Source organism: Brevundimonas sp. NPDC058933 (genome assembly GCF_049315965.1).
GTDB lineage: Bacteria > Pseudomonadota > Alphaproteobacteria > Caulobacterales > Caulobacteraceae > Brevundimonas.
The window spans coordinates 624,293-636,883 of record NZ_JBMOSL010000001.1 but is presented as its reverse complement, the minus strand read 5'-3'; the positions used below and the strand labels follow the sequence as shown (position 1 = coordinate 636,883).

Annotated in this window: 14 protein-coding genes; 11 read left to right on the top strand and 3 right to left on the bottom strand. The window is 65.1% G+C overall.

What is annotated here, in order from left to right:
* The first annotated feature begins 1 nt into the window (after position 1).
* The 10 genes from sufB (at position 2) to ACOZBP_RS02960 (ending at position 8,399) form a co-directional block, all read left to right on the top strand.
* On the top strand, positions 2 to 1,468 hold the full coding sequence (sufB, locus tag ACOZBP_RS03005) for a Fe-S cluster assembly protein SufB (RefSeq protein ID WP_114816509.1): 1,467 nt from the start codon (positions 2 to 4) through the stop codon (positions 1,466 to 1,468).
* A gap of 379 nt (positions 1,469 to 1,847) precedes the next feature.
* Complete coding sequence (gene sufC, locus ACOZBP_RS03000; RefSeq protein WP_422674974.1) at positions 1,848 to 2,597, top strand: Fe-S cluster assembly ATPase SufC; 750 nt, start codon at positions 1,848 to 1,850, stop codon at positions 2,595 to 2,597.
* Positions 2,594 to 3,616 (top strand): Fe-S cluster assembly protein SufD, encoded by a 1,023-nt coding sequence (gene sufD, locus ACOZBP_RS02995; RefSeq protein ID WP_422674973.1) that lies wholly within the window; start codon positions 2,594 to 2,596, stop codon positions 3,614 to 3,616. The genes sufC and sufD overlap by 4 nt, the downstream gene beginning before the upstream one ends.
* A complete protein-coding gene (locus ACOZBP_RS02990) occupies positions 3,595 to 4,833 on the top strand; it encodes an aminotransferase class V-fold PLP-dependent enzyme (RefSeq protein WP_422674972.1) in 1,239 nt (412 codons plus the stop codon). The genes sufD and ACOZBP_RS02990 overlap by 22 nt, the downstream gene beginning before the upstream one ends.
* Before the next feature lie 5 nt (positions 4,834 to 4,838).
* Positions 4,839 to 5,237, top strand: a complete 399-nt coding sequence (locus ACOZBP_RS02985; RefSeq protein WP_114816506.1) for an SUF system Fe-S cluster assembly protein — start codon at positions 4,839 to 4,841, stop codon at positions 5,235 to 5,237.
* 10 nt (positions 5,238 to 5,247) lie between these two features.
* Positions 5,248 to 5,646: a HesB/IscA family protein gene (locus ACOZBP_RS02980; RefSeq protein ID WP_422674971.1), complete on the top strand. Its 399-nt coding sequence runs from the start codon at positions 5,248 to 5,250 to the stop codon at positions 5,644 to 5,646.
* 1 nt (position 5,647) lies between these two features.
* The gene (locus ACOZBP_RS02975) at positions 5,648 to 6,637 is read left to right on the top strand and encodes a methionine ABC transporter ATP-binding protein (RefSeq protein WP_422674970.1); all 990 of its coding nucleotides are present in this window, start codon (positions 5,648 to 5,650) and stop codon (positions 6,635 to 6,637) included.
* Positions 6,637 to 7,293 carry a methionine ABC transporter permease gene (locus ACOZBP_RS02970; protein WP_422674969.1) on the top strand — a complete coding sequence of 219 codons (657 nt, stop codon included), beginning with the start codon at positions 6,637 to 6,639 and terminating at the stop codon, positions 7,291 to 7,293. Before ACOZBP_RS02975 ends, ACOZBP_RS02970 begins: the two co-directional genes overlap by 1 nt.
* A 16-nt stretch (positions 7,294 to 7,309) precedes the next feature.
* The gene (locus ACOZBP_RS02965) at positions 7,310 to 8,113 is read left to right on the top strand and encodes a MetQ/NlpA family ABC transporter substrate-binding protein (protein WP_422674968.1); all 804 of its coding nucleotides are present in this window, start codon (positions 7,310 to 7,312) and stop codon (positions 8,111 to 8,113) included.
* Between the two features lie 73 nt (positions 8,114 to 8,186).
* A complete protein-coding gene (locus ACOZBP_RS02960; RefSeq protein WP_422674967.1) occupies positions 8,187 to 8,399 on the top strand; it encodes a hypothetical protein in 213 nt (70 codons plus the stop codon).
* Positions 8,400 to 8,405: 6 nt separating this feature from the next.
* Here the strand turns inward: ACOZBP_RS02960 and ACOZBP_RS02955 are convergent, their stop codons facing one another.
* From ACOZBP_RS02955 to ACOZBP_RS02945, 3 genes are all read right to left on the bottom strand, one after another.
* Positions 8,406 to 9,197, bottom strand: a complete 792-nt coding sequence (locus ACOZBP_RS02955; RefSeq protein WP_422674966.1) for a lysophospholipid acyltransferase family protein — start codon at positions 9,195 to 9,197, stop codon at positions 8,406 to 8,408.
* Positions 9,198 to 9,253: 56 nt separating this feature from the next.
* Positions 9,254 to 10,312 carry a GGDEF domain-containing protein gene (locus tag ACOZBP_RS02950; RefSeq protein WP_422674965.1) on the bottom strand — a complete coding sequence of 353 codons (1,059 nt, stop codon included), beginning with the start codon at positions 10,310 to 10,312 and terminating at the stop codon, positions 9,254 to 9,256.
* Positions 10,313 to 10,405: 93 nt separating this feature from the next.
* Positions 10,406 to 11,980, bottom strand: a complete 1,575-nt coding sequence (locus tag ACOZBP_RS02945; RefSeq protein ID WP_422674964.1) for a DEAD/DEAH box helicase — start codon at positions 11,978 to 11,980, stop codon at positions 10,406 to 10,408.
* Between the two features lie 285 nt (positions 11,981 to 12,265).
* Between ACOZBP_RS02945 and ACOZBP_RS02940 the strand changes: the two genes are divergently transcribed.
* On the top strand, positions 12,266 to 12,553 hold the full coding sequence (locus ACOZBP_RS02940; RefSeq protein WP_422674963.1) for a hypothetical protein: 288 nt from the start codon (positions 12,266 to 12,268) through the stop codon (positions 12,551 to 12,553).
* The last annotated feature ends 38 nt before the right edge of the window (positions 12,554 to 12,591 follow it).

Below are 12,591 nucleotides of genomic sequence, written 5' to 3'. Positions count from 1 at the left end.
CATGGCTGCTGTTAAGGAAACTGTCGATGCTGTCGCCGCGCTCGAGAAATACGAGCATGGCTTCACCTCGGACATCGAAACGGAATATGCGCCGCGCGGCCTGAACGCCGACATCATCCGCTTCATCTCCGAGAAGAAGGGCGAGCCGGAATGGATGCTGGAATGGCGCCTGGCCGCCTATGAGCGCTGGCTGGCGATGGAAGAGCCGACCTGGGCCTCGGTGAAGTATGAGCCGGTCGACTATCAGGACCTGTTCTACTACGCGGCGCCCAAGCAGAAGGAGGGGCCGAAGTCGCTGGACGAGGTCGATCCCGAACTGTTGGCCGTCTATGCCAAGCTGGGCATTCCTCTGGGCGAGCAGGCGGTCCTGGCCGGGGTCGAGGGCGCGCCGCGCTATGCGGTGGACGCCGTGTTCGACAGCGTCAGCGTGGTCACGACCTTCAAGGCCGAACTGGCCAAGGTCGGCGTGATTTTTATGCCGATTTCCGAGGCCTTGCGCGAATATCCTGATCTAGTGCGTCAGTATCTGGGATCGGTCGTGCCGGTGTCGGACAACTATTTCGCGGCCCTGAACAGCGCGGTCTTTTCGGACGGGTCCTTCGTCTACATCCCGCCGGGCGTGCGCTGCCCGATGGAGCTGTCGACCTATTTCCGCATCAACGCCAGCCAGACCGGACAGTTCGAGCGGACCCTGATCATCGCCGACAAGGGCTCATACGTCTCCTATCTGGAAGGCTGCACCGCGCCGATGCGCGACGAGAACCAGTTGCACGCGGCGGTCGTGGAGATCGTGGCCCTGGACGACGCCGAGGTGAAATACTCGACGGTTCAGAACTGGTACCCCGGCGATGCCGAGGGCAAGGGCGGCATCTACAACTTCGTCACCAAGCGCGCGGACTGCCGCGGCGACCGCTCGAAGGTGTCGTGGACCCAGGTCGAGACCGGCTCGGCCGTCACCTGGAAATACCCGTCCTGCATCCTGAAGGGCGAGGAAAGCTCGGGCGAGTTCTACTCTATCGCCATCACCAACGGGCATCAGCAGGCCGACACCGGCACCAAGATGATCCACCTGGGTAAGAACTCGAAGAGCCGGATCATCGCCAAGGCGGTGTCGGCGGGCAAGTCGGACTCGACCTATCGCGGCCTGGTCTCGGTGCACCCCAAGGCGACGGGCGTGCGCAACTTCACCCAGTGCGACAGCCTGCTGATCGGGAAAGAATGCGGCTCGCACACCATCCCCTATATCGAGGCCCGCAACGGTTCGGCCCAGCTGGAGCACGAGGCGACGACGACCCGCCTGTCGGAAGACCAGCTCTTCTACGCCCAGCAGCGCGGTCTGTCGGAGGAAGAGGCCGTGGCCCTGCTGGTCAACGGCTTCGTCCGCGACGTGATGCAGAAGCTGCCGATGGAGTTCGCCGTCGAGGCGCAGAAGCTGGTGGCGATCAGCCTTGAGGGGAGCGTGGGGTGAGGGGGCGTCCGTTTCTTGCGGCGTTGGTGGGCCTCTGGTTGGCTTCATGTGCCGCTCAACCAGCACCTCTCACAACATTGCAGTGCACTCCTGATCGTGGCGGAGATCCGTTGCTCTTCCGGTTTGGTTCTGACGGTGGCCTAGCCCATTTTCTTAGTGCTGATGGAAATCCGGAAGGTAGGGCGGTTGTCTCGGATGACGATTATCAGCTCCGATTTCCGCAATCGGACAATCGCCGTGAATGTCGAGCGAGCATCAATCGCCATACCGGAAGCGCGGAATGGGAATGCGGCGAAGAGCCATTTGGCAGCCTGACTTCCAAGAACATTTTTATTCTTCTGCGGTGCGAACTCGCAGAACCAAGTTCGAAAATTTGACCATGCTGAAGATCAACAACCTCCACGTCTCGGTCGCTGACAAGCCGATCCTCAGGGGCCTGACGCTCGAAGTGCCGGCGGGCGAAGTCCATGCCGTCATGGGGCCGAACGGGGCCGGCAAGTCGACGCTGGGCTATAGCCTGTCGGGTCGTCCCGGCTATGAGGTGACGGACGGTTCCGCCTCGTGGAACGATCAGGACCTGCTGGACCTGGACCCGGCCGAGCGCGCGGCCAAGGGCGTCTTCCTGTCCTTCCAGTATCCGATGGAGATTCCCGGCGTGCCGGCCATGACCTTCATCCGCACGGCGCTGAACGCCCAGAAGCGCGCGCGCGGCGAGGAAGAAGTCTCGGCCCCCGCCTTCCTGAAACAGGTCAAGGCGGCGTCGCAGGCGCTGAAGATGGACTTTGACATGCTCAAACGTCCGCTCAACGTCGGCTTCTCGGGCGGTGAGAAGAAGCGGATGGAGATCCTGCAGATGGCCCTGCTGGAGCCGTCGCTGCTGATCCTGGACGAGACGGACTCGGGCCTCGACATCGACGCCCTGCGCATCGTGTCGGAGGGGGTGAACGCCCTGCGTCGCGCTGATCGTTCCATGCTGGTCATCACTCACTATCAGCGCCTGCTGGACTACATCAAACCGGACAAGGTGCACGTGCTGGCCGCCGGCCGCATCGTCGCCTCGGGCGGGCCTGAACTGGCGCTGGAGCTGGAGGCGGAAGGGTACGACAAGTTCCTTCCGACCGCGGCATGAGCGCGGCGCCGCAGATCGACCTGACCAACGCCGAGACCTTTCCCTCGCGGCGCGCGGAAGCGTGGAAATACAGCGACCTGAAGCGCTGGCTTCGCGAAGCGCCTGAGCCGTCCGGCACGGCGCTGGTCGGGGCGCCGGGGCCGTTCTACGACTTGGGCGGAGAGGCTATCGTCTTCGCCAACGGGCGCCCGGTCGGCGTCACCGATTTCATCGCCTCGGGCGTGCAGACCCTGCGTCTGCGCTTCATTTCCGACGCGGTCGGCACCGGCCACACGGCGGCGGCCCGCATCGTCGCTCGCCCCGGCGCGCGCCTGCTGCTGCTTGAGACGCACGAGGGCAAGGGCTCGGCCTATGTCGCTCACAACAAGGTCGAGATCGACGTGGCCCGCGACGCCGAGGTCACGCGCATCGTCCTGATCGAGGAGCCTGAGGACGCCATTTCGGTGACCAACGCCGAGGTGCGGCTGGAGGCGGGCGGTCGCTATCGCCAGACCGTGGTCACGACCGGCGCCAAGCTGCAACGCATCGAGACGCAACTGAGCCACGGCGCCGAAGGCGCTGACGCGCGTCTGGACGGTCTCTATCTGTTGAAGGGTTCGCGCCATGCGGATCTGACGACCGTGGTCGATCATCGGGCCGCTGACGGCACGACCAGCCAACTGACCAAGGGCGTCGTTCACGACACGGCGCGCGGCGTGTTTCAGGGCAAGATCATCGTCGAGCGCGGGGCCGACGGCACCGACGCCCGCATGGCCCACAACGCCCTGATCGCGTCCGCGCGCGGCGAGATCGACGCCAAGCCCGAGCTGATCATCTATGCCGACGACGTGCAGTGCGCCCACGGCAATACGGTCGGGACGCTGGACGAGAGCGCGCTCTTCTACATCCAGCAGCGCGGCATTCCGGCCGAGGAGGCCCGCGCCCTGCTGGTCCAGGCCTTCCTGTTCGAGGTCATCGACCGCATCGAGGATGAGGCGGCGAAGGAGGTTGTGCGCGCATGGCTGACGGCTCGCTTGTGAGAACCTTCGACCCCTACGCCGCACGGGCGCAGTTCCCGATCCTGTCGCGACAGGTGAACGGCAAGCCGCTGGTCTATCTGGACAACGCCGCCTCGGCGCAGAAGCCGCGTGCGGTGATCGACGCCCTGGTGGCGTCGATGGAGGGCAGCTACGCCAACGTCCACCGGGGTCTGCACACCCTGTCGAACGAGGCGACTGAGGCGTTCGAGGCGGCCCGCGAGATCGTCGCCCGCTTCCTGAACGCGCCCTCGGCTGAGAACATCGTCTGGACCAAGGGCGGGACCGAGGCGATCAATCTGGTCGCCAACGGCATCGGTCTGAGCATCGAACCGGGCGACGAGATCATCGTCAGCGAGATGGAGCACCACTCCAATATCGTGCCCTGGCACCTGCTGCGCGAGCGCAAGGGCGCGGTGCTGAAATGGGCGCCGATCAAGGACGACGGCTCGCTGGACATGGAAGCCTTCGCCGACCTGCTGGGGCCGAGGACCAAGATCGTCGCCGTCACCCATATGTCGAATGTGCTGGGCACCATCAACCCGATCACTGAGATCACCCGTCTGGCCCACGCGGTCGGGGCGCGGGTGCTAATCGACGGCTGCCAGGGCGCGGTCCATGCGACGCCGGACGTTCAGGCGGTCGGCTGCGACTGGTACGTCATCACCGGCCACAAGCTGTTCGGGCCAACCGGCGTCGGCGCCCTGTACGGCACGACCGAGGCTCTGGAAAGCCTGCCGCCCTATCAGGGCGGGGGCGAGATGATCGAGACGGTCGAGAAGGACCGAGTGACCTACGCCCGGCCGCCGCATCGGTTCGAGGCCGGTACGCCGCCGATCCTGGAGGCCATAGGTCTGGGCGCGGCGCTGGAATGGTTGTCGGGCTTTGACCGGCAAGCCGTCGCCGCGCATGAGATGGCGCTCTATGACCACGCTCGGGCGCGGCTGGCCGACGCCGGCTGGCTGCGGGTGCTGGGCGAGGCCGAAGGCAAGGGGGCGTTGCTGACCTTCGCCGTCGAGGGCGCCCACGCCCATGACGTGGCCCAGATCATGGATCGTTACGGCGTGGCCGTGCGGGCCGGCCTGCACTGCGCCGAACCGTTGGCGAAAAGACTGGGCGTGACCTCGAGCACGCGCGCCTCCTTCGCCCTATATAACACCGTGGAGGATACAGACGCCTTCGTGGATGCGCTGATCAAGGCGCGGAACTTCTTCGTGTGATGAGTATGGACGCCAAGACCGACAACGCCATCAGCGACAGCGACGCCTTCGCCGCGACCTGGGACGAGCCGCAGAAGAGCGCCTTGTCGCAGGCTGAGCTGGACAAGCTGACCGACGACCTGATCGAGGCGCTGAAGACGGTGTACGACCCGGAAATCCCGGTCGACATCTATGAGCTGGGCCTGATCTACAAGGTCGATGTCTCCGACGACCGCGACGTCCTGATCGAGATGACGTTGACGGCGCCGGGCTGTCCCGTGGCCGGCGAAATGCCGGGCTGGGTCGAGGATGCGGTGAAGAAGGTCGAGGGGGTAAAGTCCGCGCGGGCCAACCTGGTGTTCGACCCGCCGTGGGACTCCTCCAAGATGAGCGACGAGGCCAAGCTGGCCCTGAATATGTTCTAGGGATGCGTCGATGACCGAGCTTCAGACCGCCGCCCGACCTCGCCGGCCCCGGCCCAAGGCCGTGACCCTGACCGACGCCGCCGCCGCGCGCGTGCGCGAGATCATGGCCAATGCCGAGAAGGACTACGTCGGCTTGCGGGTCGGCGTGAAGAACGGCGGCTGCGCCGGTCAGGAATACACCTTCGCCTATGCTGAGCAGATCGAGCCGCGGGACGAGGTGGTCGAGGACAAGGGCGTCACCATCCTGATCGAGCCCAAGGCCGTGCTGTTCCTGATCGGCTCCGAGATCGACTACGAGACGACCAAGCTGGCGTCCAAGTTCGTGTTCCGCAATCCGAACGAGACCGACGCCTGCGGCTGCGGCGAGAGCGTGACCATCATCCCCGCCGCCGCCCTGGACGCCGACTAGAATGATCCGACTGGAGGGTGTGACCCGGCGCTACCGCAGCGCGGCGGGTGAGCGCACGGCGCTGGACGCCGTCGATCTGACCATCGGGCGCGGCGAGGTGTTCGGCGTGGTCGGGCGCTCGGGCGCCGGCAAGTCGACCCTGATCCGCGCCATCAACCGGCTGGAGACGCCCGACGCGGGGCGTATCTTTGTCGATGACCAGGAAATCACGGCGCTGAAGCCCGCCGAGTTGCGCGCCGCGCGGCGCCGGATCGGCATGATCTTCCAGCATTTCAACCTGCTGAACGCCAAGACCATCGAGGACAATGTCGCCTTTCCCTTGAGGCTGGAGGGACGGCCCGAGGCCGAGGTGAAGGCGCGGACGGCGGAACTGCTGGAACAGCTGGGTCTGGCCGAGCACGCGCAGAAGCACCCGGCTCAGCTGTCGGGCGGACAGAAGCAGCGCGTCGGCATCGCCCGCGCTCTGGCCTGTGGTCCCAGCGTCCTGTTGTGCGACGAGGCGACCAGCGCCCTGGACCCGGAGACGACCGAGGACATCCTGACCCTGCTGGACGGGCTGAACCGCGATCTGGGTCTGACCATCGTCCTGATCACCCACCAGATGGAGGTGGTGCGCCGCGTCTGCGATCGGGTGGCGGTGCTGGAGGACGGAAAGATCGTGGAGCAGGGCGCGACGGCCGACGTCTTCCTTCACCCGCAGCATCCCGTGACCCGCGCCATGCTGGCTGAGGGTGAAGAGGCGTTCGACGCCTCGGTCGTGCCCGCCGGCGCGCGTCTGGCCAGGCTGACCTTCCGCGGCGGCTCGACCTATGAGCCCGAACTGAGCCGCGTCGCGCGGACGGTGGGCGTGGACTATTCCATCCTGTCAGGCCGCATCAGCCGCATTCGGGGCGAGCCCTATGGCCAGCTGGTCGTGGCCTTCACCGGCGGCGACGCCGAGGCGGCGGTGGCGCAACTGACGGCGCGCGGCGTCATGGTGGAGGCGGCCTGATGTTCGACAATGTCGATTGGGCCGAGATCGGCCGCGCGACCGTGGACACCCTGCTGATGCTGGGTGGGTCGCTGGTGCTGACCGTCATTCTGGGCGTGCCGTTGGGCGTGCTGCTCTATCTGTCGGGCAAGGGACGGCTGGCGGCCAATCCGGTGCTGAACGCCGTGCTGTCGTTGATCGTCAACGTGCTGCGCTCGGTGCCCTTCATCATTCTGCTGATCGTCATGCTGCCGGTGACGGTGCTGCTGGTCGGCACCTCGCTGGGCGTGGCCGGGGCCATTCCGCCGCTGGTCGTGGGCGCTGCGCCCTTCTATGCGCGACTGGTCGAGACGGCCCTGCGCGAGGTCGACAAGGGCGTGGTCGAGGCGACCCAAGCCATGGGCGGTTCGACGTTCCAGATCGTGACGCGGGCCCTCTTGCCCGAGGCCATGCCGGGCATCATCGCCGGGGCCACTGTTACGGCGATCGCCCTGGTCAGCTATACCGCCATGGCGGGCGTGGTCGGCGCGGGCGGTCTGGGCGACCTGGCCGTGCGCTTCGGCTATCAGCGCTTCCAGACCGACGTCATGGTCGTGACCGTAGTTTTGCTGCTGATCCTCGTACAAATTCTGCAGATGATCGGCGACCGTCTGGTCGCTAAGGTCTCGCACCGTTGAGTTGAGAAGGCCCGCCATGATCCGCCGTTCGCTTCTGCTGTCCGCCGCCGCCGTTCTGATGCTCGCCGCGTGCGGGCAGGGCGGAGATAAGAAGGCGGGCGCCGGCCCGCTGCTGGTCGGCGCCACCGCCGTACCGCACGCCGAAATCCTGGAGGTGGTGAAGCCGATCCTGGCCGCCGAGGGCGTGCCGATCGAGATCAAGGTCTTCAACGACTACGTTCAGCCGAACGTGCAACTGGCTGAAAAACGGCTGGATGTGAACTATTTCCAGACCAAGCCCTATCTGGACGAATTCAATATCGCGCGTGGCGCTGACCTCGTGATCGTGGCTGGCGTTCACGTCGAGCCGCTGGGCATATATTCCAAGAAGCACACGGCGCTGACGGCGATCCCCAACGGGGCGCAGGTGGTGCTGCCGAACGACGCTTCGAACACCGGGCGCTCGCTGCTGTTATTGCAGGCGGCGGGCCTGATCACCCTTCGTGATCCGACCAATCCGCTGCAGACCGTGCGCGACATCGCGACCAACCCCAAGGGCCTGAAGTTCCAGGAGGTCGAGGCCGCCACCATCCCGCGCATCCTGCCTCAGGTCGATGCGGCGGTGATCAACACCAACTATGCGCTGGACGCCGGGCTGAAGCCCAAGACGGACGCTCTGTCTCTGGAAGGCGCCGACAGCCCCTATGTCAACTATCTGGTGGCGCGTCCCGATAACCAGAACGACCCGCGCGTTCGGGCCCTGGCCACCGCTCTACGCAGCCAGGCGGTCAAGGATTTCATCGCCGGGAAATACGACGGCGCGGTGATCCCGGCGGCTTGATAAGCAGATATACCCTAACGGCGTTTTTCCAGTATGCTTTGATCTCCAGTTGGGAGAAGACGTCGTGCTGTCCATGAAACGCCACATCATTCTGCTTTCCGCGACCGTCGGGGCCGCTGTTGGTCCGCTTGTCGTGTTGAGAGATGCGCTGGTCAGTTCCGAGACTGACTGGAGCGGTCAATGGTGGATCGTCGCCGCCCTGACCGCAGCAGCCGTGTGCGGATTGATGGGAGCGATGGCTGGCGCGCTGCTGAAGCTGCTCATGGCTCGACTCCAGCCTCGGTAAGCTATCTCAAGCAGCGGCGGCTTGCTGCGGCTCGGTCATTCTGGCCATTTCGCTCGGCGTCGGAACCTGAACGGCCGCTATGACCGGGCCGCCTGTGGCCTCGGCGATCAGTTCGGCGGTCTTGCCTTCTATGGCGGCTTCCAGTCGGGCCAGAAAATCCTCCTTCGGCAGACCGGTCGGGATGGGGTCGAGGAATTCCAATGTGGCCGTCCCTGGCGTCTTGCGCGACGATTCCTGAGGCCAGAACAGGCCCAGGTTCGTAGCTAGAGGCACAACCGGCATGTTGAAGTCGCGGTACATGTGCCAGACGCCTGAGCGATAGCGGAACTTCTCGCCGACCTTGGCCAGATGGCCCTCGGGGTAGATCAGGATCTTGCGGCCTTCCTTATGGGCGTCGGCGGCGCGTTCCTTGAGCGCGGCGCGGGCCGTGTGGCCGCCGCAGCTGTTGACCACGATGGCGCCGAGCTTCCTCAGCACCGTTCCGAGTAGTGGAAACTTTTCGAGGTGGTCGCCCGTGACAAAGGCCAGGTCGTCAAACTGGTCATAGGTGGCGAAGCCGTCGCCCCAGCTCTGATGCTTGGAGGCGACGATGAAACCGCCCTTGGGCAGACGCTCCTTGCCGCGCACCTGCAGCCTAATGCCTGCGAAGACGGCCATGGCTTGGACCATGCGGCGCACGTAGCGGCGAATGATCCACGATGTAGCGCGCCGGCCGGGCAGGAGCGCAGCGAAGGCCGCTGCGAGGCAATACACAATTGAAAGGGCCCAGTAGGCGAAATTGAAAGCGAAGCTTCTCATCCCTGCGTTATGACACGACGCGGGGGCTGGTCAGCAAGGCCTTTAACGTGGCCTGCTCAGGCTGCGGCCTGGGTCATGAGCTCGGCGTTGGTGACGCAGTTGCGTCCGCCACGTTTGGACGCGTAGAGGGCTTCGTCGGCGCGTTCCAGCACGCTCAGTGCGGTTTCGCCGACGCGCCGCTCGGCAAAGCCGACTGAAATGGTCACGGCGCCCAGATCATCGTTGGTCGAGCGACGACGCAGCGAGCGCGAGCCGATCTCTTCACGAATCGCGTTCAGCGCGGCTTCGACCGTCCCGGGCGTTTCTCCGGGGAAGATGACCGCGAATTCCTCGCCGCCATAACGGGCCGCGATGCGGGGATTCCGCGCGATTCTGCCCAGAACGCTGGCGACGTAGCGCAGCACCTGATCACCCGTCTGATGGCCCCAAGTGTCGTTGAAGCGCTTGAAATGGTCAATATCGACGATGGCCAGGGTCAGACCCTTGCTTTCGGCTTCGGCCTCTTCGCAGAGACGCGCCAGTTGTTCATCAAACGTCTTGCGGTTCGCCAGGTTGGTCAAAGCGTCCGTCATGGCGTCGCGGCGCACCTGTTCGAGGTGTTCGCGCAGGCGGACGACTTCGCGGTTCGAGGATTCCAGTCTTTTTTCCAAGGCGGAGGTATGGCGCTGGACCTTGCGGGTGGCGGTGGACAGCGTGCTGACAATCTCCGTCAGATCCGTCGATCCTGCGGTTTCCTGCATCCTGGCCGAGGCATGGCTCAGGGTCTCGCCATAAGCTGTCTGCGTCTTGCGCGCGTTGTCGATGGCCTCCGCCACGGCGGCGAGTTCGCGGTTCAGAACGGCGCCGACATCGCGAATTTCTTCGGAAAGACGGCCGCGCGGCAGGAATTCTGCAGCCAGCATTTCGGCGGTGGCGTCCGTGAAAGGCGCATCGCTGGCCAGCAGCCGTTGGAGCTCCCGCCCCAGCGCCCCTTCAGGATCGCTGACGTAATGCAGCCATAGCTCAAAGTTCAGCGGCGTTGGCCATATGGAGGCCTGTTGCATGGCGTCCACGATGCGGTGCGCCAGCTCATATGCCTCCGGACCCCGAAGGGCGGTTTCCACCTGCGCCGTCATTCTTCTTCTCGCGCCCCTAATTCTTAGTTGGGGGACACTAGAACGCCGATCCGTAATGACCAGTTAAGCTGGCGGTACGGAAGCTGTTTGCCCCTAGTCCTGGAAGACCACGGGGCGGCGCAGGAAGGCCGGAATGTCGTCGCCAAAACCGCCGCTGGCGGCGCGAAGGGGTTGATCCTTTTGCGTTTCGGACTTGCGGGCATCTCGCGGCGCTTGATCACGGTTACGATCGCGACGCTGAGGGGCGGGCTTGGCCGAACCGGCGTTGGTTTCAACGACCGCTTCCGGGGCCGCCGCGACGACAGCGTCGAGGGTCTCGGGTGCGGCTTCAGGCTTGGTCGAGCGACGACTGCGTGAGCGGCGCGGCGCTTCGTCGCGAGCATCCTCGGCCTTCTCAACCTTGGGCAGTGGCGCCGTGATCGGCTCCATGGAGGCGACGTTGTCGCTCTTGGGGACCGGACGCGGGCGGTCGCTGCGGCTGCGGCTGCGGCCCTTGGCGTCGTCGGTGCGGGGGCGGTCCTTGATGGAGGTGAAGTCGATGCCTTCCAGCGTCAACTCCTGCGGGTCCATCTTGATCAGCTTCAGCACCTTATCCAGCGACTTGTCGTCGGACGGGGTGACGATCATGAAGGCCTGACCCAGCTTGCCGGCGCGGCCGGTGCGCCCGATGCGGTGGACGTAATCGTCGGCGTGGTGGGAAACGTCGTAGTTGAAGACGTGGCTGACGTCGGGGATGTCCAGACCGCGCGCGGCGACGTCGGAGGCCACCAGGATTTTCAGCGCGCCCGAGCGGAAGTCGGCCAGGGTCTTGGTGCGCAGCGACTGGTCGAGGTCGCCGTGGATCGGCGCGGCGTCGAAGCCGTGCGTCTTCAGCGACTTGGCGACGATATCGACTTCCGACTTGCGGTTGCAGAAGACGATGCCGTTCTTCACGTCCTCGCGGCCGACCAGGGCGCGCAGCGCGGTGCGCTTGGCCTTGGGATCCGAGGTCGGAATGCGGACGATATACTGGGTGATGGTGTCGGCGGTCATGGCCGGACGCGAGGCCTCGACCCGGGTCGGATCCTTGAGGAACTGCGTGGTCAGTCGCGTGATCTCGGGCGGCATGGTCGCCGAGAAGAACAGGGTCTGGCGCTTGGGCGGCGTCAGTTTGAAGATGCGCTCGATGTCGGGGATGAAGCCCATGTCGAGCATGCGGTCGGCTTCGTCGATGACCATCATCTCGACGCCGGTCAGCAGGATCTTGCCGCGTTCGAACAGGTCCAGCAGACGGCCGGGCGTGGCGATCAGGACATCGACGCCCTTGTTCAGCATGGCTACCTGATCGCCCATGGACACGCCGCCGATCAGCAGGACCCAGGTCAGCTTGGTGCCCTTGGCGTATTTGGCGAAGCTCTCGGCGACCTGGTCGGCCAGTTCGCGGGTCGGGGCCAGGACAAGGGCGCGCGGCATGCGAGCCCGTGCGCGTCCCGAGCCCAGACGGTCGATCATCGGCAGGGTGAAGGCGGCGGTCTTGCCCGTGCCGGTCTGGGCGATGCCCAGAACGTCGCGGCCAGCGAGGGCCACGGGGATGGCGGCGGCCTGAATGGGCGTCGCCACGGTATAGCCTGTATCGGCGACCGCTTGCAGGGTCGTGGCCGAAAGGCCCAGCTTGGTGAATTCTGTCATGCAACCTTGAGGACGGAGGAAACGTCGTAACGTCTTCAGCTTACGGAACCGCCCCTGGTGGGCGAGTGGGCGGCGCGCATCGCCAGTCCTATCCCGAGCCTGCGGCGGTATATGGAAACCCCTACGTCTCAGTCAAGTATTTCCGTTCGGGAACCAGGCGCTTGGCAAAGCCTTACAGGTCTGTAATCTCACCTTGGGGTAGGGAAGGGTTGTCGTATGCGATTGAAAACGCTTGCGTTCGCCTTGGCCGCTTGCTGCGCGACGGCGCTGCCGGCCGAGGCGGAGATGGAATCGGCCTTCGGAAATACTGTGGTGTCGCACTACCCGGATGGGAGCTGGGTCAAACATCTGTTTGATCGCGACGGCAGTTATCGAGCGGTCTTTTCCGACGGACGCCGGCTGACGGCGCGCTGGGCTGTCGAGGGCGAGCGCGTCTGCCTGAACGGGATCAGGCCAAGGATGCTGCTGTCGCGGTTCTGCACGACCTTGGTTGAGGCGTCTGTGGGTCAGACCTGGCCGGCCCGTGATCCCCTGGGGCGGCGCGTTCGCAACGAACTGGTGGCGGGGCGCTAGAGGTCTCCCGGTCCGCGGAGCGAACCGGGAGAGTTTTT

What these genes read in the sequence shown, in the direction of transcription:
- sufB (WP_114816509.1), top strand. Translation starts at nt 2, where the DNA reads ATGGCTGCTGTTAAGGAAACTGTCGATGCTGTCGCCGCGCTCGAGAAA.
- sufC (WP_422674974.1), top strand. Translation starts at nt 1,848, where the DNA reads ATGCTGAAGATCAACAACCTCCACGTCTCGGTCGCTGACAAGCCGATC.
- sufD (WP_422674973.1), top strand. Translation starts at nt 2,594, where the DNA reads ATGAGCGCGGCGCCGCAGATCGACCTGACCAACGCCGAGACCTTTCCC.
- ACOZBP_RS02990 (WP_422674972.1), top strand. Translation starts at nt 3,595, where the DNA reads ATGGCTGACGGCTCGCTTGTGAGAACCTTCGACCCCTACGCCGCACGG.
- ACOZBP_RS02985 (WP_114816506.1), top strand. Translation starts at nt 4,839, where the DNA reads ATGGACGCCAAGACCGACAACGCCATCAGCGACAGCGACGCCTTCGCC.
- ACOZBP_RS02980 (WP_422674971.1), top strand. Translation starts at nt 5,248, where the DNA reads ATGACCGAGCTTCAGACCGCCGCCCGACCTCGCCGGCCCCGGCCCAAG.
- ACOZBP_RS02975 (WP_422674970.1), top strand. Translation starts at nt 5,648, where the DNA reads ATGATCCGACTGGAGGGTGTGACCCGGCGCTACCGCAGCGCGGCGGGT.
- ACOZBP_RS02970 (WP_422674969.1), top strand. Translation starts at nt 6,637, where the DNA reads ATGTTCGACAATGTCGATTGGGCCGAGATCGGCCGCGCGACCGTGGAC.
- ACOZBP_RS02965 (WP_422674968.1), top strand. Translation starts at nt 7,310, where the DNA reads ATGATCCGCCGTTCGCTTCTGCTGTCCGCCGCCGCCGTTCTGATGCTC.
- ACOZBP_RS02960 (WP_422674967.1), top strand. Translation starts at nt 8,187, where the DNA reads ATGAAACGCCACATCATTCTGCTTTCCGCGACCGTCGGGGCCGCTGTT.
- ACOZBP_RS02955 (WP_422674966.1), bottom strand. Translation starts at nt 9,197, where the DNA reads ATGAGAAGCTTCGCTTTCAATTTCGCCTACTGGGCCCTTTCAATTGTG.
- ACOZBP_RS02950 (WP_422674965.1), bottom strand. Translation starts at nt 10,312, where the DNA reads ATGACGGCGCAGGTGGAAACCGCCCTTCGGGGTCCGGAGGCATATGAG.
- ACOZBP_RS02945 (WP_422674964.1), bottom strand. Translation starts at nt 11,980, where the DNA reads ATGACAGAATTCACCAAGCTGGGCCTTTCGGCCACGACCCTGCAAGCG.
- ACOZBP_RS02940 (WP_422674963.1), top strand. Translation starts at nt 12,266, where the DNA reads ATGGAATCGGCCTTCGGAAATACTGTGGTGTCGCACTACCCGGATGGG.